Annotated in this window: 18 protein-coding genes and 1 pseudogene; 11 read left to right on the top strand and 8 right to left on the bottom strand. The window is 63.1% G+C overall.

What is annotated here, in order from left to right:
* Window positions 1–33: 33 nt before the first annotated feature.
* The 3 genes and pseudogenes from ACFHWW_RS19520 to ACFHWW_RS19510 form a co-directional block, all read right to left on the bottom strand.
* Window positions 34–2,325, bottom strand: a complete 2,292-nt coding sequence (locus ACFHWW_RS19520) for a xanthine dehydrogenase family protein molybdopterin-binding subunit (protein WP_379940209.1) — start codon at window positions 2,323–2,325, stop codon at window positions 34–36.
* Between the two features lies 1 nt (window position 2,326).
* Window positions 2,327–3,281, bottom strand: a pseudogene (locus ACFHWW_RS19515) (FAD binding domain-containing protein).
* Window positions 3,278–3,844, bottom strand: a complete 567-nt coding sequence (locus ACFHWW_RS19510) for a 2Fe-2S iron-sulfur cluster-binding protein (RefSeq protein WP_379940207.1) — start codon at window positions 3,842–3,844, stop codon at window positions 3,278–3,280. The pseudogene ACFHWW_RS19515 and the gene ACFHWW_RS19510 overlap by 4 nt, the downstream one beginning before the upstream one ends.
* A gap of 124 nt (window positions 3,845–3,968) precedes the next feature.
* Between ACFHWW_RS19510 and ACFHWW_RS19505 the strand changes: the two genes are divergently transcribed.
* Together ACFHWW_RS19505 and ACFHWW_RS19500 are read left to right on the top strand one after the other, a co-directional pair.
* Window positions 3,969–4,508 carry a metallophosphoesterase family protein gene (locus ACFHWW_RS19505; protein WP_198516735.1) on the top strand — a complete coding sequence of 180 codons (540 nt, stop codon included), beginning with the start codon at window positions 3,969–3,971 and terminating at the stop codon, window positions 4,506–4,508.
* Window positions 4,509–4,599: 91 nt separating this feature from the next.
* Window positions 4,600–5,190 carry an alpha-ketoglutarate-dependent dioxygenase AlkB gene (locus ACFHWW_RS19500; RefSeq protein ID WP_324764161.1) on the top strand — a complete coding sequence of 197 codons (591 nt, stop codon included), beginning with the start codon at window positions 4,600–4,602 and terminating at the stop codon, window positions 5,188–5,190.
* A gap of 11 nt (window positions 5,191–5,201) precedes the next feature.
* Here the strand turns inward: ACFHWW_RS19500 and ACFHWW_RS19495 are convergent, their stop codons facing one another.
* Window positions 5,202–5,465, bottom strand: a complete 264-nt coding sequence (locus tag ACFHWW_RS19495) for a hypothetical protein (RefSeq protein WP_338283208.1) — start codon at window positions 5,463–5,465, stop codon at window positions 5,202–5,204.
* A 27-nt stretch (window positions 5,466–5,492) separates the two neighbouring features.
* Entirely contained in the window at window positions 5,493–5,666 is a 174-nt protein-coding gene (locus tag ACFHWW_RS19490) for a hypothetical protein (RefSeq protein ID WP_275598765.1), read from the bottom strand.
* A gap of 141 nt (window positions 5,667–5,807) precedes the next feature.
* Between ACFHWW_RS19490 and ACFHWW_RS19485 the strand changes: the two genes are divergently transcribed.
* From ACFHWW_RS19485 to ACFHWW_RS19475, 3 genes are read left to right on the top strand one after another with little or no spacing between them, the layout of a single operon-like run.
* The gene (locus ACFHWW_RS19485; RefSeq protein WP_379940204.1) at window positions 5,808–7,196 is read left to right on the top strand and encodes a c-type cytochrome; all 1,389 of its coding nucleotides are present in this window, start codon (window positions 5,808–5,810) and stop codon (window positions 7,194–7,196) included.
* A gap of 2 nt (window positions 7,197–7,198) precedes the next feature.
* Window positions 7,199–7,696, top strand: a complete 498-nt coding sequence (locus ACFHWW_RS19480; protein WP_379940202.1) for a (2Fe-2S)-binding protein — start codon at window positions 7,199–7,201, stop codon at window positions 7,694–7,696.
* On the top strand, window positions 7,696–9,936 hold the full coding sequence (locus ACFHWW_RS19475) for a molybdopterin cofactor-binding domain-containing protein (RefSeq protein ID WP_379940200.1): 2,241 nt from the start codon (window positions 7,696–7,698) through the stop codon (window positions 9,934–9,936). The genes ACFHWW_RS19480 and ACFHWW_RS19475 overlap by 1 nt, the downstream gene beginning before the upstream one ends.
* Window positions 9,937–9,951: 15 nt before the next feature.
* On the opposite strand, the gene ACFHWW_RS19470 is transcribed toward ACFHWW_RS19475, so the two are convergent.
* Complete coding sequence (locus ACFHWW_RS19470) at window positions 9,952–10,731, bottom strand: LuxR C-terminal-related transcriptional regulator (RefSeq protein ID WP_379940265.1); 780 nt, start codon at window positions 10,729–10,731, stop codon at window positions 9,952–9,954.
* Window positions 10,732–10,842: 111 nt separating this feature from the next.
* Here ACFHWW_RS19470 and ACFHWW_RS19465 point away from each other — a divergent pair, with 111 nt between their 5' ends.
* The 5 genes from ACFHWW_RS19465 to ACFHWW_RS19445 all read left to right on the top strand — a co-directional run bounded on the left by ACFHWW_RS19465 (window position 10,843) and on the right by ACFHWW_RS19445 (window position 17,517).
* Complete coding sequence (locus tag ACFHWW_RS19465) at window positions 10,843–12,972, top strand: hydantoinase/oxoprolinase family protein (protein WP_379940198.1); 2,130 nt, start codon at window positions 10,843–10,845, stop codon at window positions 12,970–12,972.
* A gap of 17 nt (window positions 12,973–12,989) precedes the next feature.
* Window positions 12,990–15,182: a hydantoinase B/oxoprolinase family protein gene (locus ACFHWW_RS19460; RefSeq protein WP_379940196.1), complete on the top strand. Its 2,193-nt coding sequence runs from the start codon at window positions 12,990–12,992 to the stop codon at window positions 15,180–15,182.
* Between the two features lie 3 nt (window positions 15,183–15,185).
* Window positions 15,186–15,683, top strand: a complete 498-nt coding sequence (locus tag ACFHWW_RS19455) for an acetone carboxylase subunit gamma (protein ID WP_338283212.1) — start codon at window positions 15,186–15,188, stop codon at window positions 15,681–15,683.
* Window positions 15,680–16,510: an SDR family NAD(P)-dependent oxidoreductase gene (locus tag ACFHWW_RS19450; protein WP_379940194.1), complete on the top strand. Its 831-nt coding sequence runs from the start codon at window positions 15,680–15,682 to the stop codon at window positions 16,508–16,510. The genes ACFHWW_RS19455 and ACFHWW_RS19450 overlap by 4 nt, the downstream gene beginning before the upstream one ends.
* Before the next feature lie 68 nt (window positions 16,511–16,578).
* On the top strand, window positions 16,579–17,517 hold the full coding sequence (locus ACFHWW_RS19445; protein ID WP_379940263.1) for a choline ABC transporter substrate-binding protein: 939 nt from the start codon (window positions 16,579–16,581) through the stop codon (window positions 17,515–17,517).
* A gap of 167 nt (window positions 17,518–17,684) precedes the next feature.
* Here ACFHWW_RS19445 and ACFHWW_RS19440 read toward each other — a convergent pair whose 3' ends face one another.
* Both ACFHWW_RS19440 and ACFHWW_RS19435 read right to left on the bottom strand, forming a co-directional pair.
* A complete protein-coding gene (locus tag ACFHWW_RS19440; protein ID WP_102762638.1) occupies window positions 17,685–18,158 on the bottom strand; it encodes a DUF2269 family protein in 474 nt (157 codons plus the stop codon).
* Window positions 18,158–19,447, bottom strand: coding sequence for an SDR family oxidoreductase (locus ACFHWW_RS19435; RefSeq protein WP_379940192.1), 1,290 nt, complete (start codon window positions 19,445–19,447; stop codon window positions 18,158–18,160). Before ACFHWW_RS19435 ends, ACFHWW_RS19440 begins: the two co-directional genes overlap by 1 nt.
* A 368-nt stretch (window positions 19,448–19,815) precedes the next feature.
* On the opposite strand from ACFHWW_RS19435, the gene ugpB reads away from it, so the two are divergent.
* The gene (gene ugpB, locus ACFHWW_RS19430) at window positions 19,816–21,108 is read left to right on the top strand and encodes a sn-glycerol-3-phosphate ABC transporter substrate-binding protein UgpB (RefSeq protein WP_102762640.1); all 1,293 of its coding nucleotides are present in this window, start codon (window positions 19,816–19,818) and stop codon (window positions 21,106–21,108) included.
* Window positions 21,109–21,160: the final 52 nt, after the last annotated feature.

Here is a 21,160-nt window from a genome sequence, read left to right as displayed (position 1 = left end):
TTCCGAGGAAAAGTGCGTCGTTCCGAAGCGCTCTCATAGCAGCTTGTCGAGCGTTATCGGCAGCTCGCGAATGCGTTTTCCAGTCGCGTGAAAGATGGCATTCGCAATTGCCGCCGCCGCGCCCGTTATGCCGATTTCGCCGACCCCGTGTGCGCCAAGCGGCGTATGTTCGTCGGGAATGTCGTTGTAGATGACCTCGATATGCGGCACGTCGAGATGCACCGGAACATGATATTCGGCGAGTGACGGATTCATGATCCGCCCGCGGCGCGTGTCGAGCAGGGTTTCCTCCGCGAGAGCCATGCCGATCCCCATGACGATCCCGCCGCGAAGCTGGCTGACGGCCGTTTTCGGATTGAGGATCCGGCCGCAATCGAAGGAGCCGAGCCAGCGGGAGATCCGCACTTCGCCCGATTCCCGGTTGACGCGAGCTTCGCAGAATTGCGCGCCGTAGGAGGCCATGGAGTACTTCATTACCTCGAACGGCATTCCCGAAGTCTCTTCCACTTCAATGAAATCACGGCCGGCGCGCTTCAGGATCGAGGCATAGGTCTCGCCCTTGCTTCCCTCGCCGGACAGGAAAAGCCCGCCGTCGCGTGCCTCGATCTCTACGTTTGCACCTGCCAACGGCGAGCCGTTACCGGCGAGCTTGATGAGTTCGCGATGGATCTTTTCGACGGCCACCTGCACCGCCGCGGCGATGCTGCCGGTCTGGCTCGAGCCGCCGGCGATGATCGGCGAGTCCGGCAGGGCGGAGTCGCCATAGCGGAATGAAACCATCTCCAGCGGCAGGCCGAGACGGTCTGCTGCGTGCTGAATCTGCACCGTCGCGGTTCCCATGCCCATTTCGTTCGCCGCCGCTTCCACGAGTGCGCTGCCGTCGGCGGAAATGCGAAGGCGAATTGCGGCGGGAAAGCGGAAGACCGGGTAATAGGCCGTCGCGACACCTTGTCCGATCAGCCATTTTCCATCGCGCTGCGAACACGGTTCGGCCGGCCGCCGGCTCCAGCCGAACTTTTCCGCGCCGCGCCGATAGGCCTCGACGAGATGACGGCTCGAAAATTCCGTGCCTTTCGTGGGATCCTTTTCGGGCTCGTTCAAGCGGCGAAGTTCGACCGGATCGATCTTCATCGCGTAGGCGAGTTCGTCTATGGCCGATTCCAAAGCGAAAGTGCCGATCGATTCCCCCGGCGCGCGCATCCATGTGTTGGCGACGGTATCGAGATCGACGACCTTCTGACCGACGGACATTGTCCGCGAGGCGTAGAGATGCCGCGGAGTCAATGAAAATTGTTCGGGATACTTGGCGTGGGTCGTCGTCGCCGTCACCCCGGTGTGAATGATCGCCGCGAATTTTCCATCCTCATCGGCGCCGAGCGCGACGCGCTGTTCCGAAGGCGTGCGGCCGCCGATGAGGCGGAAAACGTCTTCGCGAGCGAGCGCCATTTTGACGGGGCGATTGGCGACTTTGGCCGCCGCCGCACAGAGCGCGGTGTGATTCCACAAGGCGGCCTTGCCGCCGAAGCCCCCGCCGACGAATGGCGCGATGACGCGCACGTCGTCCCCCTTGAGGCCGAACATGCCGGCGAGTGCGTGCTTGCAGCCGTTTACGAATTGGGTCGAGTCGAAAACCGTCAACCTGCCGTCTTCGTCCCAGGCGGCGATCGCCGCATGCGGCTCTATGGCGTTGTGGTTGTAGTGCGGTGTCCGGTAGAGATTGTCGACCTTGAATGCCGCCGCCGCGAAAGCCTTCTCAGGGTCGCCGATCTCGAGTTCGGGATCTTCGCCCAGGACGGCGGACGGCACGGTCGCCTCCGCCTTGAGGTCCTCGAACGAAACGCGCGCTGCTTTCTCATCATAGTCGACGCGCACGAGCGAAGCCGCATGCTCCGCCTGTTCGAGCGTTTCGGCGACGACAACCGCGACGGGCTGCCCATCCCAACTGATCTCGTCGTCCTGCAGAACAGCGAGATCACTGGCCGCGAACCCCTTGTCCATGTGCCTTACGTCCATGAGTGGCGGCCGTTTCATCTTCGGGGCGTTTTCGGCAGTGACGATCGTTATGACGCCTGGACTCCTCTCGGCATCGGAGGCGTCGATTCCGACAATTCGCCCCTTGGCGATCGTGCTGCAGACCGGAACGGCATAGGCCAGATTTTCGATCTCGAATTCCGCGGCGAAGCGCGCTTCACCCTTCACCTTCCGTTGCCCGTCAACGCGGCTGACGGGCGTGCCGAGGTAACCGTGTTTGTGGATGAGCGGGTCCGGCGACTTGTCGGGCATGAACTGGACGACGGTTTCCATAAGCTTCTGCAGGACGCTCATCTTACCCTCCGGCCAATTCGCCCAACACGCCGACGATCGTGCGCTTCGCCAACTCGACCTTGAAGGCGTTATGGGCTAGGCCTCTCGCCGGCGCGAGTTCGGCTTCCGCCGCCTGTCTGAAGCTCTCGGCACCAGCGTTCGCTCCCGCCAGGCTTGTGCGCCACGCCCCCGAGCGCCAGGCGGACGTTCCTGACCTTACCGCTGTCGATCTCCAGAGCGGCGGCCACGCTGACCAGGGCAAAAGCATAGCTCGCGCGGTCCCGGACCTTCCGATAGAGCGAGCGCCTGGCGAAGCCGAGCGGCGGGATCTCGATGCCGGTGATAAGTTCGCCGGGCTGCAGATCGGTCTCGATATGGGGTGTATGCTCCGGCAAACGGTGGAAGTCCTCGAAGGCAATCGTGCGCGCGCCGCTGGGCCCGACGACGTTCACCTTCGCATCGAGAGCCGCCAGGGCGACGCACATATCGGACGGATGCGTGGCGATGCAGCTGTCCGAGGCTCCGAGGATCGCGTGCATCCGATTGAAGCCCCCGATCGCATCGCATCCCGCTCCCGGTGCACGCTTGTTGCAGCGCGCCGCGTGGTCGTAGAAATAGAGGCAACGCGTTCGCTGCATGAGGTTGCCCGCAACGGTCGCCATGTTGCGGATCTGGCCCGATGCTCCGAACACGATCGCCTGGGCCAGAAACGGATAGCGGTCCCGCACGACCGGATGACCGGCGACCGCCGTGTTCCGCACCGTCGCACCGATAGCAAGGCTGCCATCCGGCCGCTCCTCGATCCGGTCCAGAGGCAGCCCGGTCACATCCACCAGCGCGTCCGGCTGTTCGATGTTCTCGCGCATCAGGTCCACAAGGTTGGTGCCGCCGCCGAGCAACTTCGCATTCGGGGTCTTGGAGAGGAGCTGCACGGCGGTTTCCAGATCAGTCGCTCTCGCATAGGCGAAGCTCTTCATTTCGCCACCTCGCGGTCAAATGCGCCGTGGATCGCCTCGCAGATGCCGACATAAGCCCCGCAACGACAGAGGTTTCCGCTCATGCGTTCCTTGATCTCGGCGTCCGAGAATTCGATCGTAGCCGCGGCCATGTCCCCGGTCACGGCGCTCGGCAAGCCGCTTTGAAATTCTTGGAACATTCCGATCGCCGAACAGATCTGCCCGGGGGTGCAATAACCGCATTGGAAACCGTCATGCTCTATGAATGCGGCCTGAAGCGGGTGAAGCTCGCCATTGGCAATGCCTTCGATCGTGGTGATCTCCCGGCCTTCAAGCTGAAGCGCCAGCGACAGGCAGGACAGGACGCGCTGACCGTCCACCAAAACCGTGCAGGCCCCGCAGGCGCCCTGGTTGCATCCCTTTTTGGGCCCGGTAAGGCTCAAATGCTCGCGCAGAACGTCCAGCAGAGAGGTGCGTGGGTCGATCGACAGGGAATGGTCGACGCCGTTGATCTTCAGCAGGATCGGCGCTGAGCCGGCAGGCGGGATGGGCGCCGCCTTAGGCGTTCGGTGGGGCGATGGCATGAGCACACCCTCTCGATTTGCATCAGCCGCGGCATCTCGCGCCGGAGCGGGGCAGGTCAGTCGCGCGAGGCGGCAGGGGTTGCCAGAACCCGGCAATCGGATGAATGTTCCGAAGATTGTTCGCATGCGGCACGACCGCGGCGGCCGGGCAGGGACAGCGATTGGCGAGATGATCTATTTCACGGGCGACACGCATTACGGCGATCCGCGTGTGCTTCGCATCGACCGCCGCCCGTTTTCCAATATGGCCGAACATGATGCCGCCCTGATCGCCAATTGGAACGAAACCGTCTCGCCGCAGGACGACGTCTGGCACCTTGGCGACTTCGCGGCAAAGAGAACCGGGCTTGCCGAAGATCTGCTGTCCCGTCTGAACGGCCGCAAGCACCTCATCGTAGGCAACAACGACCCGATCGACACGACCGGGGCGAGCGGCTGGCACAGCGTGCAGCATTACGCGGAGCTGATGGTCGATGGGCGGCTGCTCGTCCTTTGCCATTATCCGTTCCGGACATGGAACCAGATGGGAAAGAAGTCGATCAATCTGCACGGGCACTCCCATGGCAGGCTGAAGCCGATCCCGCGGCAGTTCGATGTGGGCGTGGATGCGAGAGGCCTGCGTCCGGTCCGGCTGGTTGATATTCTCCCCCAGGCCGGGCGGTAAACTCCCGCTTGGCGCTTCGGGGAACGTGCGAGCCTTTCGAATGTTCTCCAATATCGGTGGCAGGCTTGCGTCCCGAATGCGAGGTGCTTCAATGCAAGGAGACCTATTCGGAAACCCGCCCGGCAATCTGCCCGAGGGCTTCCGCTACCAGGCGGGTATCGTTCCGCAGAAGCTCCAGGAGGTACTTTTGGAGGCGCTGCCGGGGCTTCCCTTCAAGCCTTTCGACTTTCACGGCTACGAGGGCAGGCGGCGTGTGGTTTCATTCGGCTGGAAGTACGACTTCGACACCGAGGCGGTCCGGAAGATCGATGCCATTCCCCCGCTGCTTCTGCCGCTCAGGCAGCTGGCGGCCGACTTTTCCGGACTGCCGGCGGAGGGACTCCAGCAGGCACTGGTCACCGAATATGATGTCGGGGCCCCGATCGGCTGGCACAGGGACAAGGCGGTGTTCGGCGATGTCGTCGGGATATCGCTGCTGGCTTCCTGCACATTCAGGTTGCGCCGAAAGCGGATCGGCAAATGGGAGCGGGCTTCCGTCATTCTCGAGCCGGGCTCGGCATATCTCCTCTCCGGCAGTGCGAGATCCGAATGGGAGCATTCCATCCCGCCGGTAGAGCGCCTGCGCTATTCGATCACCTTCCGGGAGCTGCGCTCAGGGATTACCGCCGGCGGCCGTGCGTGACTCTGTCGATATCAGCCGATCAACGTGCCCCAGGACGGGTCCCATTCGACGTCCTCCACGAGCTCGACATAGATCGGGGCCGACGCTTCGCTGTGGCTTGCCGCCAACCTGAAGGCCGACTCGGCCTCCATTTCTTCTCCGGGAAAGATGACGTCATCCTCGGAGGGGTCGGTGACCTTTCGCACATATCCCCGCACGGCGTCGCCGGAGTGGTAGAGTTTCACGACCATGGCGCCCGGCACGGGTCTTTCCGGAAGCCGCTGATAGACGGACATCGGGACCTCCCTCAGTCGCGGCAAAAGCTAATTCCGGCCATCGTTCGGCCTTGCCTTGTCGCCCCTCTTCTTCACCGTCGTCGCTGTCTTGGCATCCGGCTCCTGTCCGTAATACGTGCCACCCAAATGGCCCCCGGCGCTCGTCTTCTCGGCCTGTTTTCGTGCGTCCTTCTGGGCTTGCTCGACATTGGTCTTGCTCATCTTGGGAACTCCTCTGATTGCTGCTGTGTAACCACAGGCGCGCGCTTCTGTTCCGGGGCAGCGTTTACGTCGGGCAAACGTCAAAGCCGCTTGGAACCCATCGGCAATTGCGGCGTTTCCCCAAATCGGCGGAGATTCCGGATGCGAGCTTTGAGGGTGGCGATCGGCATCGCGGCGGTCATCTTTGTGGCTGCCGCTGGTTTCCTTTTATTTGCGTGGCGTTCGGAGTTACCCGAAGACACCGCGGCGGCGGAGGCGCGCTTTGCTCCGGAGCTAGTTGCCAAGGGCGCGCAGCTGGCGGCGCTCGGCAATTGCATCGCCTGCCACACCGTGCCGGGGAGACCGGCATTTGCCGGCGGCCTTGCATTGCCCACCCCCTTCGGCACGATCTACTCCACCAACATCACCCCTGATCGCGAAACGGGCATCGGCGGCTGGAGCGAGGCGGCCTTCGAGCGCGCCATGAGGGAAGGTGTCGACCGGGAGGGAAGTCACCTCTACCCGGCGTTTCCCTATGAGCACTTCACGCGTGTTTCGGCAGACGACAATCGCGCCCTCTACGCTTTCCTCATGACGCGGGTCGCGGTGAAAGCCGAGGCGCCGGAAAACGACCTTCCGCTTCCCCTTCAGTTCCGGCCTCTGCTTGCCGGCTGGAAGCTGCTTTTCCTCGACGGCGGCGAGCGAGAGCCGGACCCCGGCCAGAGCGAGGCCTGGAACCGCGGGCGTTATCTTGTCGAGGGCCTCGGCCACTGTGGCGCCTGCCATACGCCCCGCAACCCATTTGGCGCCGAGGACCGCGACCGGCATTTCGGCGGCGGCGAAGCGGAAGGCTGGCAGGCCTATGCGATCAACACGGAGTCGAAGGCGCCGATCCCCTGGGACGAGCAAAGCCTCGCCTTCTATCTTCGCAACGGCTGGCACGAATTCCATGGCGTTTCGCGCGGGCCCATGGCCGAGGTGACGGGCAATCTGGCTTTTCTGCCGGACAGCGATATCGCGGCGATCGCCACCTATGTAATGTCGATCATGGGCGCCCCGACGCCGGAACGCGAGCAAAGAGCGGCACAGTTGCGCGAGGCTTTTGGAGGGCAGCGCCCGGAGCAGGCGGCGGACAGCCAGAGCGCACCGGCCAGTGCCGCAGGCGGCCAGCCCGGCGAGGCAATTTATCTTGCCGCCTGTGCAAGCTGTCACGAGAGCGAGCGGCGTCAGCCCTTCGGGGGGCTGAATTTCCAACTCAGCACCGCCGTCAATGCGCCGAACCCGCAAAACATCGTCAACGTGGTGCTGTTCGGCCTTCCGCCCGCCGATGGCGAAGCGAGCGCAGTGATGCCGGCTTTCCGCCATCTGCTCAGCGATCAGCAGGTGGCCGATCTCCTTGCCTACATGCGCGAGCGGTTCTCGGAGGAGCCACCCTGGGCCGGGCTCGTCGAGCAGACGGCCAGAACCCGTTCCGGGACCTACAAGGTGGCAATCCGGCCCTCGGACGGCATTGAAAGGGCGCCGCACCATGTCGGCGCCGAGGAGGATTGAAGATGGTATCGCTGACAGTCAACGGCAGCCCGCATCAGATCGAGGCAGATCCGGCGACGCCGCTGCTTTACGTCCTGCGTGACGAGCTGGCGCTCAACGGGGCCAAATACGGCTGCGGACTTGGGCAGTGCGGCTCCTGCACCGTCGTCGTCGATGGCGAGGCGGTGCTTTCCTGCATGGTGCCTATCATGCTGCTGGAAGGGCGGGAGATCACCACCATCGAGGGCTTGGGAACGATCGACGCGCCGGGGCCGCTGCAGGAGGCGTTCATCGAGCTGCAGGCGGCGCAATGCGGCTATTGCATCCCGGGCATGATGATGAGCGCGCATGCGCTTTTGCGCCGCAACGCGCAGCCGAGCGAAGAGGACATCCGCGAGGCGCTTGCGACCAATCTTTGTCGTTGCGGCACCCATATGCGGATTCTCGCGGCGATCCGGCGCGCCGGCGAACTGATGCAGGCCGCCTCGCTGCGTGCCACTGATCAGGGGAGGGCCGGCTGATGGGCCTGCTTCAGGAAGAAATCACCCGCCGCAGCGTCATCGCAGGCGCCGGCGGGCTCGTCGTCGGTTTCTCGCTCGGCCGTGCATTTGCCCAGGAGCTTCCGCCGGCAATGCCGCCGGCTGCGCCGGTGTCCCTGCCGGGCAGCCTTGATGACGAGCGTTTCCTCGATTCATGGATAGGCATAGATCCCGACAATTCGGTCACGGTCTTCACCGGCAAGGCGGAACTCGGGCAGGGCATTCGAACGGCCCTGTTGCAGGTTGCCGCCGAGGAGCTCGAAGTCGACCCCGCGGAGATCCGGCTCATAACGGCCGACACCGGCCGAACCCCGAATGAAGGGTTCACGGCCGGCAGCCAGTCGATGCAAAACAGCGGTACCGCCATCAGGAACGCTGCAGCGCAGGTGCGGGCCCTGCTTCTGGCCGAAGCTGCCAGGCGCTTCGGCATGGCGGCGACGGAACTCAGGGCGGAAAACAAGGCGGTGCTGGCAAAAGACGGACGGCGGGCGACCTACGGCGAACTCGTTTCCGGACAGATGCTGCACGTGGAAGCGCAGCCGCAATCGGCATTGAAGCCGCCAGGCACTTTCCGCGTGATCGGCAAAACACTGCCGCGCGTCGACATCCCGGGCAAGGTGACGGGCGAGGCGGCCTATGTTCATGATCTTCGCCTGGAGGGCATGCTGCATGCGCGCGTCGTGCGCCCGCCGAGCCCGGCTGCCAGACTATCGGAGGTGGATGCGAGCGCCGCCGAGGCGCTGCCGGGAGTCGTGTCGGTCGTGCGCGACGGCAATTTCCTGGCGGTGGTGGCCTCGAAAGAGTTCCAGGCGGTGAACGCCATGCGGGCGCTGGCCACGGCCGCGCGGTGGCAGGAAAGCGAGACGCTCCCCGACCAGACCGACCTGCCGGCGGAATTGCAAAGACTCGAGAGCGAGGTGGGCACGGTCGCCGAGGCCGGCATGCTTTCGTCTGATGGCAAGGTCTTCGAGGCGACGTTTAGCCGGCCCTATCAGATCCACGGCTCGATCGGCCCGTCCTGCGCCGTCGCGCGGATGAACGCGGACGGGGCGTTGGAGGTCTGGTCCCACACGCAGGGTGTCTTTCCCGATCGGGCGGCGATCGCCGAGATGCTGGCCATGCCGGAAGACAGGGTCCACGTCGTCCATATGGAAGGATCGGGCTGTTACGGCCACAATGGCGCCGATGACGCGGCTGCGGATGCGGCCCTCATCGCCAGCAAACTGCCGGGCAAGCCCGTCCGGGTCCAGTGGATGCGGGAGCAGGAGCACAGCTGGGAGCCCTATGGTCCTGCAATGCTCATGAAGATCAGTGCGGCACTGGATGACCAGGGCAGGATCACCAGCTGGGCCTATGACCTTTGGAGCAATACCCACTCCACCCGTCCGGGCGGAGCCGGTGCGCTCCTGGCGGCGCGCCACAAGGCCGAAGCCTTCCAGCCGAAGCCCGCCAAGCTCAATATCAGTCCGTCGGGCAACGGCGACCGAAATGCCAATCCGCTCTATGTGATCCCGAACAAGCGCGTGCTCTGGCATTTTCTGGCCGAAATGCCGCTTCGCGTATCGGCGCTTCGCGCGCTTGGGGCCTATGCCAACGTCTTCGCGATCGAAAGCACGATTGATGAGCTGGCGCTGATCGCCGAAGCGGATCCGGTCCAATTCCGGCTTCGCCACATGGAGGACCCGCGAGCCCGTGCCGTGATCGAGCTGGCCGCGCAGCGCTTCGGCTGGGACAAGGCGCAAATGCCCCGTAACCGCGGACGCGGCTTCGGTTTCGCCCGCTACAAGAACCTTGCCGCCTATCTGGCGGTGGCGATGGAGGTGGATGTCGAACCCGAAACGGGCCGTGTTCATGTGGTCCGCGCCGTTTCGGCCATCGACAGCGGCGAGATCGTCAATCCGGACGGCATCCGCAATCAGACCGAAGGCGGAATTTTGCAGGCGATCAGCTGGACGCTCTACGAGGCCGTCGCCTTTGACCGGACCAGGATCACCAGCACCGATTGGTCCAGCTATCCGATCCTGCGTTTCGCCAGTGTACCGGAAAGCGTGGAGGTCCACATCGTCGAGCGTCCCGGGGAACCTTTCCTCGGCACCGGGGAGGCGGCCCAGGGCCCGGCCGCCGCAGCCGTCGCCAACGCGATCAGGGATGCGACCGGCAAGCGCCTTTACGATCTGCCTTTTACCAGGGATCGAATTCGAAGCGCCGTCGGGCGCGCGTGATCCAACGGCAGATCCTCACGACAGCCGGTATTGCTGGAAGACCTGCAGGAAGAGTTCGCGCTCCGTCGTGATGTCGAGCTTTTCATAGATGTGCGCCCGGTGGTTCTTGACCGTGCCCGGGGCGATCCCGAGCCTGGACGCGATGGTCGCGTTAGGGTGTCCCTGCAGAATGAGGGCGACGAGTTCGCGCTCCCGTGCCGTCAGATCCGGCCACAGGATCAGCGAGGCCTGGACGGCACTCACCGGTGCTTCCCCCATGGCTTCGGGCGTGCTGGTTCGCCTCAGATCGGGGTCGCGCGTGCGGGTATCGGCTGCGTGCAGTGCTTCGAAAACCGGAAAACGGCTGCGCAGAGCCGCGACCTCGCCATCGCTGAACATCGATGTGGAGCGGTCGAGAAAAATACCTAGGCACCAGTCGTCTCCGTCTTCCAGCAGGATGCCGACCTCGTCGCAGATTTCGGATTGCGCCAGGAACTCCGCTATGTAGCGGCCGCGCTTGGGGGCGTCGTCCGCCAGGCTCTTGAGAGGCACGATCCCTGCGCGCCTGTTCAGGCGCCAATAGGCATAGAAGGGATCGAATACATAATAGGTATCGAGGTAACGAGCCACCATCTCGTCGGAGTAACCGCGGTGCTTGACGAATTCGGGCTTGCGGGTGGCGGAATAACGGGTGACCGTGATAAGATTCTGCGGCACCACGGCTCCGATCATGTCGATCAGCCGGTCGACATGCCTGTCGGTACCGGTGGCGCCGATCGCTTGCGCCAAGATCTTCCAGAACCCATCGCCGCTCATAAGTTCGTCTAGCACTGTTCCCCCCGCCGGTCATTGTGCCTTTTGGCACATTTCCCGGCCGAAAATTCCCACCTAGGTTTCCTCCATCAGCAAAGCCATGGAGGTAAGACCTTGGAAAACCCAATCGTGATCGGCATCGACGCGGGCGGCACGATGACCGACACCATCCTTGTCGATCAAAACGGGCACTTCAAGATCGGCAAGGCCGCGACCACGCCGAAAAACGAGGCCGAAGGCTTCATTTCGTCCGCTGTCGACGCGGCGGACGCCTGGGGTATCTCTCTCGACAGTCTTTTTTCCGGTCTCGACGTGGTGCTCTATTCCGGTACCGGCATGCTCAACACCTTGCTCTCCCGCACCGGTCGTAAACTTGGTCTGATCACCACCAAAGGCATGGAGGACATGGTGCTGATGGGCCGCGGCCTGCAGGCCTGGGCGGATTATTCCTATGCCGACCGCCTCCATGCGGTCACCCACGCCCACCCCGATCCGCTGGTGCCGCGCCGCCGCACCCATGGCGTTACCGAACGCATCGACCATTTCGGCGATATCGTGTTGCCGCTCTACGAGCGCGAGGTAACCGCCGCGGCCCGTGCGCTGATCCGCGACAAGGTCGACGCGATCTGCATCATGACGATCTTCAGCCACGTCAATCCGGTGCATGAGAAGCGCATCGCCGAGATCTGCCGCGAGGAGGTTGCCGCCGCCGGCGTCGAGATCAATGTCTATACCAGCCACGAGGTGCGCCCGGTGATCCGGGAACAGTCGCGGCTGAACTCGGTGCTGATCGAAGCCTATGCGACGTCGCGCGGCCGCCAGCAGCTCAAGGGAATCGAGGAGGCCTCGCACAAATACGGCTTCAAATACGGCGTGCAGACGCTGCTCTCTTTCGGAGGCTTGACGTCGATCAACCATCCGCGCCTCCACGAGACGATGATTTCCGGGCCGATCGGCGGCATTCTCGGGGCAGCCTATGTCGGCAAGCTCATAGGCAATGACTCGCTGATCTGCTCGGACATGGGGGGAACCTCCTTCGACATGGGCGTCATCTCGCGCGGCCAGACCCGCATCGAGAACGAGCCGCTGATGGACCGCTTCAAGCTCAATGTGCCGACACTCCACCTCGACACGATAGGGGCGGGTGCCGGCATGATCCTCAAGGTCGACCCGCTGACCAGGAAGGTGTCGCTCGGACCTGAAAGCGCCGGCGCAGATCCCGGTCCGATCTGCTTCGCGAAGGGCGGCACGGAGCCGACCATCGCAGATTGCGATGCGATCCTCGGCCGGTTGAACCCGTATTACTTCCTCGGGGGCAAGGTGGTGCTCGAGGTCGAGAAGGCACGCGCGGCCTTCAAGGACAAATGCGCGGACGTGCTCGGGGTCGGTGTAGAGGAAGCGGCTGAAGGCATGATCGAGATGCTGGAGCAGGACGCCAATAACGCGCTGCGACGCGTTATCTCGGGCCAGGGCATCCATCCTTCCGAGTTCACGCTTCTTTCCTACGGCGGCTCGGGCCCGCTGCATCTTGCCGGCTGCTCGAGGGGCATCGGCTTCAAGGACATCATCACGTTCCAGTTCGCCGCCGCTTTCTCCGCCTTCGGCTGTACGACGGCCGATTATATGCGCCGGCATTCGGTGTCGACCCAGATCGATATCGGCGCCCGCGCCTCGGACGACAGGCTCGCTGCAGCCGGCGCGCAGGTCACCCGGGTGTGGCAAGACCTCGAAAAGGCCGCCGTCGACGAGATGCTGACCGACGGCCATGCGCGGGAAAAGATCAGGACCGTCCCCTTCTTCATGGCCCGTTACACCGGCCAGCTGGAGGACGTCGAAGTCATTGCGCCGCTTGCGTCCATCAACGGTCCCGACGACATGCGCGCGGTGCTGGCGCAGTTCGAAGAGGTCTATGCCAAGGCCAATCACCGCGTTTCGAAATACGGCGAGGCGGGCTTCTCCCTGATGGAACTCGGCGTCATCGCCACTGCCGAAAAGATCAAGCCGGTGCTTGTCAGGCGGCCTCTCGGGAGCGCCGATCCGCAATCCGCCCACAAGGGCGTGCGCGAAGCCTATATCGGCGGCCGCTGGCACAGGGCAGATCTCTACGAGATGGATCTGCTTGAGCCCGGCCACGAGGTGATCGGCCCCGCAATCATCGAGCACCCGGCAACGACGCTGGTGGTGCATCCGAACGATCGCGTCTTTATCGATGAATGGACGCTGCTTCATTACAACCATGCCTGAGCTGAAGGATGACAGACATGCTGGACAAAACGGCAAATCCCCTGCAGCGGCGGCTGCTCGAATCCGAACGGCTGATGGAGGAGACCGGCTGCTATGACGGCATCACCGAACTTCGGCTGCGCAGGCAGGATCCGCTGAAATTCGAGACCCTGCACACGAAGCTGCGCGCCTATTGCGTCTCGGCCAGGGAAATGGCCCGTCGCATCTCCGCCTCGCCGGGAGTGCGGGAAGTCGGCGAAATGGTAGTGGCGATCTACACGCCGGAAGGCGACGCGATCGCGCTTTCGAACGGCATCATGGTGCATGTGCACACGATGAGCCGCTTCATCAAGTGGATGATCAGAAACGGCTACGAGCAGAATCCATGCATCCGCGACGGCGACATCTTCGCCAATAACGACGCCTTCATCGGCACGGTGCAGGTGCCCGACGTCATGGACGTGGTGCCGATCTTCCACGAGGGCACGCTGGTCGGCTGGGCGGGCGCCGTCTGCCATGAACTCGAGGCGGGTGGCATCACGCCCGGCGGCGATGTGTGTCTTGCGCAGGAACGCTTCACCGAGGGGCTTTTCGTCTGTGCCGAAAAGATCGGCGAGAATGACGAGATCCGCCGGGATTACGTAATCCGTTGCGAGCGCAATCTACGCATGCCTATCTACTGGGTGCTGGACGAAAAAGCCAAGGTCGCCGCCTGCATCGACATGCGCGAGAGCGTAAAGCAGCTCATCGACGAGGTCGGCCTCGAATATTGGCAGCGGCTTTCCAAGGAATTCATCGAAGAGGGCAGAAGAGCACAGCTTGCCCGCACACGGCAGTTGACCGTGCCCGGCATCTATCGCGGCCACACCTTCTACGGTCACGTGACCGAGGGCAAGCCGGGTTTTCAGCCGCTCGCCGACCCGAACTGGCTCTACAATATCCCGATCGAGATGGAGATCACCAGCGAGGGCAAGATCAGGCTCGACTTCGACGGCACGCAGCCCTGGGGCTATCACTCGATGAACTGCACCCCGGCCGGCATGGACGGCGGCATGTTCGTGACACTCACCCAGCACATGAACTTCGAGGGGCTCGTCAATGACGGCGCCTGGATGGCGACCGAGATCAATATTCCCCACGGCACCTGGACCAACCCGGACAACGAGATGGCGGCGACAGCCACCTCCTGGGCCTTGCTGCTCCCGGCTTACGGCGTGTTCCAGCGGCTGCTCTCACGCGGTTTCATCGCCCGGGGCTTTGTCGAGGAAGCTTTTGTCGGTCAGGTGAATTCCCCGATGATCGAGATGGGAGGCACCAGCCAATACGGCACGGGCTTCGGCATGGCCCATTTCGAATGCGCAGCCGCGGGCTCCGGAGCGCTGGCGATCAAAGACGGGCTCGACACCGCCTATGTCGGCTGGAACCCCGAATCCGACATGGGCAATATCGAGATCTGGGAACAGAACATGCCGATGGTCTATATCGGCCGCTCGATCGTGCCGAATTCCGGCGGTGCTGGAAAGTACCGCGGCGGCTGCGCCTTCATCTCGACCTGGCTCATCAACAAGACCGATCACCTGCGCCTCGTGACGTCGGAGCATTCCTCGCGCGTGTTCGACAATGGCGGCCTGTGCGGCGGCTATCCGGCACCGACCTGCGAGAAACATCACGCGGTCAGGAACTCCGATATTCACGAGCGCGCCGAACGCCGGGAGCCGCTCGCGCATGCGCCGGGCACCGACCCGCTGGTCTCGGATTTCGAGCGCACCTACAAAGGCGAGCAGGTCTGGGAGGAGGGTCCCTACATCACCCGGCCCCACAAGGCCGGCGACATTTTCAGCCATGCCTATAATGGCGGCGGCGGCTTCGGCGACGTGTTGGAACGCGACCCGATCAAGACGGCATGGGACGTGGAAAACGGCTTCCTGACGCGCGAAGCCGCCGAGAAGGTATTCGGCATCATCCTTAAGGAGGATGCCGAAGGTTATCCGCAGGCCGACATCGACGCGACCGTCGCCCGCCGCGCGGAACTGCGCAAGAAGCGGCTGAAGCAAGCCATTCCGGTATCGGAATGGATCGCCAGGGAGCAACGGCGAGTGGAGGCTTCGGACTTCGCGCCGGAAGTCGCCAAAATGTACCGGAGCGCGATGAAGCTCTCGCCGCGCTTTTCCAGAAGTTTCAAGGAATTCTGGGGCCTTGCCTCCGATTTCGTTATCGCCGGGGAGAATTGAGCCATGACCGAATATTCGAAGGAAGTCATCAACGACCTCGTCAACGGCACGCTCCCCTGGGCGCAGACGCGGCGGATCATGAGCGGCTATAAGGACGACGACCGCTTCTTCAAATATCTGGCCGTGCTGCAGGACCGCGTTGTCTGGAGCGATCCGATCCTGCTCCCGGTCGGCGACCGGCTCTTCATCTGCGACAGCGCCGAGGGCCGGGTCACCCGCTGCGAATGCGGCCACTCCTTCGGGGACTATCGCAGGAACTGGAAACTGAACGCGGTGATCAACGTGCGCGACACCGAGGAGAGCTTGCGGGAAATCTACCCGAACAGCGATATCCCGGATCCGAAATGGATGGAGATCCGCGAGTTCTTCTGCCCCGAATGTGCGCATCTGCACGAAGTCGAAGCGGCGGCCCCCGGTTATCCGATCGTCCATGATTTCGAGCCGGACTTGGAAGGCTTCTATCGCGACTGGCTCGGCAAGCCTTTGAAGGATCTGTCATGACGGGCAGGCTCAAAGGCCGGAGCGCGGTCATCACCGGCGGATTGACGGGGCAGGGGCTGGCCATTGCGGAGGCGCTCGCTGCCGAGGGCGCCAACGTCGCCGTCGGCTCCTTCGTCCGCGAGGCGGCCGAGCGGCAGAGCGATGCCGCGGCCTATCCCGATCCGCAGGAGATCGTCGAGGTCCGGAAGCGGCTTGCCGTTGGCGGCACGGCTGTTTACGCCGGCCATCTGGACGTTCGCGACAGCGAGGCGATCGAGCTATTCGTGTCGGCGGCGGAAGCCACATGCGGCCCGGCCGACATTCTCGTCAATGCCGCGGGGACGACCGCCGAGCAGCCGGTGTCGGGCCATTCCGACGAATTATGGTTGAAGATCATCGACACCAATCTGAACGGCGCATTCCGAATGACGCGCCGGCTGCTGCCCGGGATGATCGGGCGCAAATGGGGCCGCATCATCAATATAGGCTCGACGGCTGCCACGGTCGGCTGGAAGGACAACCCGGCCTATTGCGCCTCGAAGGCGGGGCTCCTCGGCCTCACCCGCTGCGTAGCCCTCGAAGGGGCGCCGCATGGCGTGACCTGCGTGATGATCAGCCCGACCTGGGTTGAAACGGAACTGATGCGCCGCAACGTTCAGCAGGTCGTCGAAAGGGAGGGCAGGGGGCGGACGATGGAGGAGGCGATGTCGGATATCGCCGCCCAGAACCCGCAGAACCGCATCATTCAGCCCGACGAGATAGCGGCCGTGGCCGCCTTCCTCTGCGGCGAGGGCGCCAGGGGCATCACCATGGAGAACATACAGATCACAGGCGGCGCACTTTGGTGAGCCGCCTTTCTGGTCTTTTGACGTGAGTTTCGCAGTGCATACAGAACCTAAGAAGAGGGAACATGACAATGCTGAAACAGATCACTGCAATGACCGCCGGGCTGCTCATGACGATCGGCGTCGCCGCTGCCGCTGACCCGGAGAGCTGCAAGACAGTCCGTTTCTCCGATGTCGGCTGGACCGACATCACGTCGACGACGGCTGTCGCCTCGACGATTCTCGAAGCGCTCGGCTACGCGCCGCAGAGCAAGCTCCTATCTATCCCCGTCACCTATGCGAGCATGAAGAACAAGGACATCGACGTCTATCTCGGGGATTGGCAGCCGAGCATGGAAGCCGACCGCAAGCCGTTCCTTGAGGACAAGTCGATCGAAGTGATCGGTCCGAACCTCACCGGCGCGAAATATACGTTCGCCGTACCGAAATACGTCGCCGATGCAGGCGTCAAGGACATTTCCGACCTCCAGAAGTTCTCCGACAGATTCGGCCGCAAGATCTACGGGATCGAGCCCGGCAACAACGGCAACCGCATGATCCTCGACATGATCGAAAAGGGCGACTTCGGGCTGACCGGCTGGGAGCTCGTGGAGTCATCCGAGCAGGGCATGCTCGCCGAGGTCGAAAGAGCGACAAAGGACGACCAGTGGATCGTCTTTCTCGGATGGGCTCCGCATCCGATGAACTCGCGCTACCAGATCGATTACCTTTCGGGCGCGGACGCCTATTTCGGGCCGAACTACGGCGGTGCCGATATCTATACCAACATCCGGGCGGGTTATGCGCAGGAATGCCCGAATGTCGCGAAATTCGTGACGAACCTGCGCTTCACCCTGGAGATGGAAAACGAGATCATGAACGGGATATTGAACGACGGCAAAGACCCGAAGGAAGCCGCTGCCGATTGGCTGAAGGCTCATCCCGAGGCAGTCGCTCCGTGGCTTGAAGGGGTGACGACGTTTAACGGAGCACCGGCAAAGGAAGCGGTTGAAAGCGCGTTGAAAAGCTAGGCTCCAGTGAGGAACTCACGACCTGTTCGTCGCGGGCGGCGCGTCCGGACCAGGCGACAGGAGAGGACCCGATCACTTTGCCGGCGGCCACGGTCGAAAACACATTTTCCAATCGGCGGGAGAACCGCGAGTGCTCCGGTTCAGATCTGGTCAACCCGCCCTCGACACTACCAGTCGAGTATCGGCCGCGTGATCATGAGCCAGAAGATTGCGACGACGGCGCCGAAGGCCGGGAAGCCGAAGGCGAACCACAGACGGAAAAGTTGATGATAGCGCTTCGGCAGCGGCTCGCCGGACTTGCGTGCCGTTTCGGCGAGCCGGCGCATTTCCATCTGCATCCACACCACCGGCAGCCAGAATGCACCTGTGATCACGTAGAGGAGAAGCGAGAGCAGGATCCATCCTTCCGTGAGCGAATAGCCGACGTTCCAGGCAAGGGCGATCCCCGTGACGGGCTGCAACACCACGGCGGTGGCGGTGAAAAGAAAATCGGCGACGACGACCATGCGGGCCACGGCTGCGACCGTTTCCGTGCGGCCGGTCCGATGCGCCAGAAGCATGAAGAACGCGATCCCGGCGCCTGTGCCGAGGAGGACGGAGGCGCCGATGATGTGCAGGAACTTGAGAACGAAGTACAGCATCAACGCTCCTCCAGGATTGCGAGGGCAGCGAGATGCAGTACCAGGATGGGCCAGATCTTCAGAAGCGGCCCAAGCGGCTCGTTCCACAATTCCGGGAGCAGGACCGTTCCGGCGATGGCGTAGAAAAGCGAGAGGCCGACCGCGCCGTAAAGGCCGATGCGGCTGGTGCGGCGAAACGCAATTGCCATGCCGATCAGGATATCGGCGAGGGCTCCGGCGATGACGCTCGGCCCGGCAAGAACGCCGGCGCCTCCCCGTTCCATCAGATCAACGCCGATCTCGTACCCCGAGGTGAGCGAGATGACGCCCGTCGTGATCCAGAAGAGCGGCAGGACGACGAAGATGACGGGCTTGAGCAGATAGAGCTTGGCGAACCAGCGCTCCTGGACGGAGACCGGCGTTCTCGCCAGTGCGTCTGCGAGCGCCACCGGTTCTATCCCGGTCGTCTCGGCCCACACCCGGACGTCGCCGACGGCGCCGCGCACGATCTCCTTCTGCGCGGTGCTGCGGGTCGGCGGTCGCCAGCCCAGTGCCCCGGCGATATCGCTGAGCTTGTAGGTGAGGTTCGCGAGCGGCGTTGGCATGTTCACGACGCGAGCGGCGGGCCATCCGAACCAGCGCCTGTAGGCGCCTACCACGTCTTTGAACGACAGGGCCTCGGGTCCCGCAACCTCGAGGATAAGCCGCGAAGGAGCATTCCGGTCGACGAATATCTCGACCGTGCGCACTACGTCTTCGAGGCGCACGACCTGAAGCAAGCCGGTATTCGGCATGATCGGCAGCCAGGGCAGAGCGGCGAGGCCCCTGAAAAGAGCGCTGGCGCCGTAGGCTCCAGGGCCGAGCACAACGGATGGGCGCAGGATGATCCAGTCGAGATCGCATGCCATCAGCGCTTCGTCGCCCTGAAGCTTGGTGCGTGAAAAGGGCGACGGCTGGGCCCTGTCGACCCCCATTGCCGAAAAGTGGATGACGCGGCGCACCCCCGCCTGCTCGCAGGCTTTAAAGAGGGAGGCGGGACCGCGGGCATGGACTGCCGTCGTATCCTCTCCCGGACCGTCCTGGAGCGTTCCCGCGCAGTTTACCACGGCGTCGATACCTGAGAGATGCGGCAGCCAGTCCTCAGGGCCGACGGACCGAAGGTCGAGTTCAAGGGCCCTGCCGGCCGTGCGGGGGCTTGGTGCCGAGCCGGGCCGGACCACGCGGACGATCTCGCTTCCGCGGCCATGGAGCCCCGCGCACACGGCGGAGCCGATCAGGCCGGAGGCGCCGACCACAAGCACTCTCGTCATTCGTCCTCACAATCTTCCCGGGCGAGCCGCTATTCGCACCCGCCTGCGTCCGACGCCAAAACAATTGCGGCAAGGAAGATGTTCCTTTTGACTTGACCTGCGCTTTTTATGCGGCACTCTCCCGGTGGAAGAGTCTTAAGATCCTCTCCGCGAGGGCTCTCGACAATGGCCAGCTCTACTCTATTTGGATCGAGGCGGTGCTGGATGCGAAAAGGTGGCTGTAGCACTTTGATTCACTGCATGTTTTTGTCTTGGAATCATCGGGATTCAAGGGAAGACGCAGTGGAGAGGAAGACGAGTGGTTCGCTTGACATCGGGAGTGTCTGCGAGCGTCTCGGGTGTGGTTGAGTACAAGGGAGGAGAATATTATGCGGTTGATTTCCATTTCCACGACCATTGCCTTCGGTTTCGCTTTTCAGGCGCAGGCCGCCACGGAACTGCAGTGGTGGCACGCAATGACGGGTGCCAACAACGAAATGATCGAGGAACTCACCAAGGAGTTCAACGCGAGCCAGAGCACCTACAAGGTGGTGCCTGTGTTCAAGGGCACCTATCCCGAGACGCTGAATGCCGGGATCGCGGCTTTCCGGTCGAAGCAGCCGCCGGCGATCATTCAGGTGTTCGATGCGGGCAGCGGCACGATGATGGCCGCCGAGGGTGCGATCGTGCCGGCAGCGGAGATCCTCCAGAAGGGCGGCTTCACCTTCGACAAGTCGCAATATCTGCCCGGGATCGTCGCCTATTATTCGAAGCCGGACGGAACGATGCTGTCCTTTCCGTACAACTCCTCCTCGCCAATCCTTTATTACAACAAGGACGCTTTTCAGAAGGCGGGCCTGAACGTCGACAACCCGCCGAAGACCTGGCCGGAAGTCTTCGAAGCGGCGAAGAAGATCAAGACGAGCGGTGCGGCGCCTTGCGGAATGACGTCGACCTGGTTGACGTGGATCCAGACGGAGAACTTCGCGGCCTGGAACAACGTGCCCTACGGAACCAATGAAAACGGCCTCGGCGGCACCGACGTGAAGCTGCAGATCAACGCGCCGCTTTACGTGGAGCATTTCCAGGCCATTGCGGATCTCGCCAAGGAGGGCGCCTTCCGCTATGGCGGGCGCACCTCGGAGGCCAAGCAACTCTTCACCTCAGGTGAATGTGCCATCCTGACCGAGTCTTCGGGCGGTCTCGGCGACATCGCCAAGAGCGGCGTGAACTACGGTATCGGTCAACTCCCCTATTACGAGGGTCACGGTCCGCAGAACACGATCCCCGGCGGAGCGAGCCTCTGGGTATTCGCCGGCAAGTCCGACGAGGAATACAAGGGCGTAGCGGAGTTCTTCAACTTCCTTTCTCAGACCGAGATTCAGGCCAAGCTGCACCAGGTCTCGGGCTATATGCCGGTCACGATGGCCGCCTACGAGGAAACGAAGAAGTCGGGCTTCTACGAGAAGAACCCCGGGCGCGAAACGCCGCTCCTGCAGATGATGGGCAAGGCGCCGACCGAAAACTCGAAGGGTGTCCGGCTCGTCAACCTGCCCCAGGTTCGGGACATCCTCAACGAGGAGTTCGAAGCGATGCTGTCGGGGCAACAGGATGCCAAGACGGCGCTCGACAAGGCGGTCGAACGCGGCGACGCCGCAATCGCAGCAGCAATCAGCAATTGATCGAAGCAGGTTGCCCGGCGCCGTCGTTCGACGGCGTCGTGCTTTCTGCGGT

It is taken from the genome of Sinorhizobium sp. P24N7 (assembly GCF_042436655.1).
Classification (GTDB): domain Bacteria; phylum Pseudomonadota; class Alphaproteobacteria; order Rhizobiales; family Rhizobiaceae; genus Sinorhizobium; species Sinorhizobium meliloti_A.
This window is presented reverse-complemented; position numbering and strand designations above follow the sequence as displayed.

Bases quoted from the DNA above. Each gene is read 5' to 3' on its own strand.
- ACFHWW_RS19520 (WP_379940209.1), bottom strand. From the start codon at position 2,325: ATGAGCGTCCTGCAGAAGCTTATGGAAACCGTCGTCCAGTTCATGCCC.
- ACFHWW_RS19510 (WP_379940207.1), bottom strand. From the start codon at position 3,844: ATGCCATCGCCCCACCGAACGCCTAAGGCGGCGCCCATCCCGCCTGCC.
- ACFHWW_RS19505 (WP_198516735.1), top strand. From the start codon at position 3,969: ATGCGGCACGACCGCGGCGGCCGGGCAGGGACAGCGATTGGCGAGATG.
- ACFHWW_RS19500 (WP_324764161.1), top strand. From the start codon at position 4,600: ATGCAAGGAGACCTATTCGGAAACCCGCCCGGCAATCTGCCCGAGGGC.
- ACFHWW_RS19495 (WP_338283208.1), bottom strand. From the start codon at position 5,465: ATGTCCGTCTATCAGCGGCTTCCGGAAAGACCCGTGCCGGGCGCCATG.
- ACFHWW_RS19490 (WP_275598765.1), bottom strand. From the start codon at position 5,666: ATGAGCAAGACCAATGTCGAGCAAGCCCAGAAGGACGCACGAAAACAG.
- ACFHWW_RS19485 (WP_379940204.1), top strand. From the start codon at position 5,808: ATGCGAGCTTTGAGGGTGGCGATCGGCATCGCGGCGGTCATCTTTGTG.
- ACFHWW_RS19480 (WP_379940202.1), top strand. From the start codon at position 7,199: ATGGTATCGCTGACAGTCAACGGCAGCCCGCATCAGATCGAGGCAGAT.
- ACFHWW_RS19475 (WP_379940200.1), top strand. From the start codon at position 7,696: ATGGGCCTGCTTCAGGAAGAAATCACCCGCCGCAGCGTCATCGCAGGC.
- ACFHWW_RS19470 (WP_379940265.1), bottom strand. From the start codon at position 10,731: ATGAGCGGCGATGGGTTCTGGAAGATCTTGGCGCAAGCGATCGGCGCC.
- ACFHWW_RS19460 (WP_379940196.1), top strand. From the start codon at position 12,990: ATGCTGGACAAAACGGCAAATCCCCTGCAGCGGCGGCTGCTCGAATCC.
- ACFHWW_RS19455 (WP_338283212.1), top strand. From the start codon at position 15,186: ATGACCGAATATTCGAAGGAAGTCATCAACGACCTCGTCAACGGCACG.
- ACFHWW_RS19450 (WP_379940194.1), top strand. From the start codon at position 15,680: ATGACGGGCAGGCTCAAAGGCCGGAGCGCGGTCATCACCGGCGGATTG.
- ACFHWW_RS19445 (WP_379940263.1), top strand. From the start codon at position 16,579: ATGCTGAAACAGATCACTGCAATGACCGCCGGGCTGCTCATGACGATC.
- ACFHWW_RS19440 (WP_102762638.1), bottom strand. From the start codon at position 18,158: ATGCTGTACTTCGTTCTCAAGTTCCTGCACATCATCGGCGCCTCCGTC.
- ACFHWW_RS19435 (WP_379940192.1), bottom strand. From the start codon at position 19,447: ATGACGAGAGTGCTTGTGGTCGGCGCCTCCGGCCTGATCGGCTCCGCC.
- ugpB (WP_102762640.1), top strand. From the start codon at position 19,816: ATGCGGTTGATTTCCATTTCCACGACCATTGCCTTCGGTTTCGCTTTT.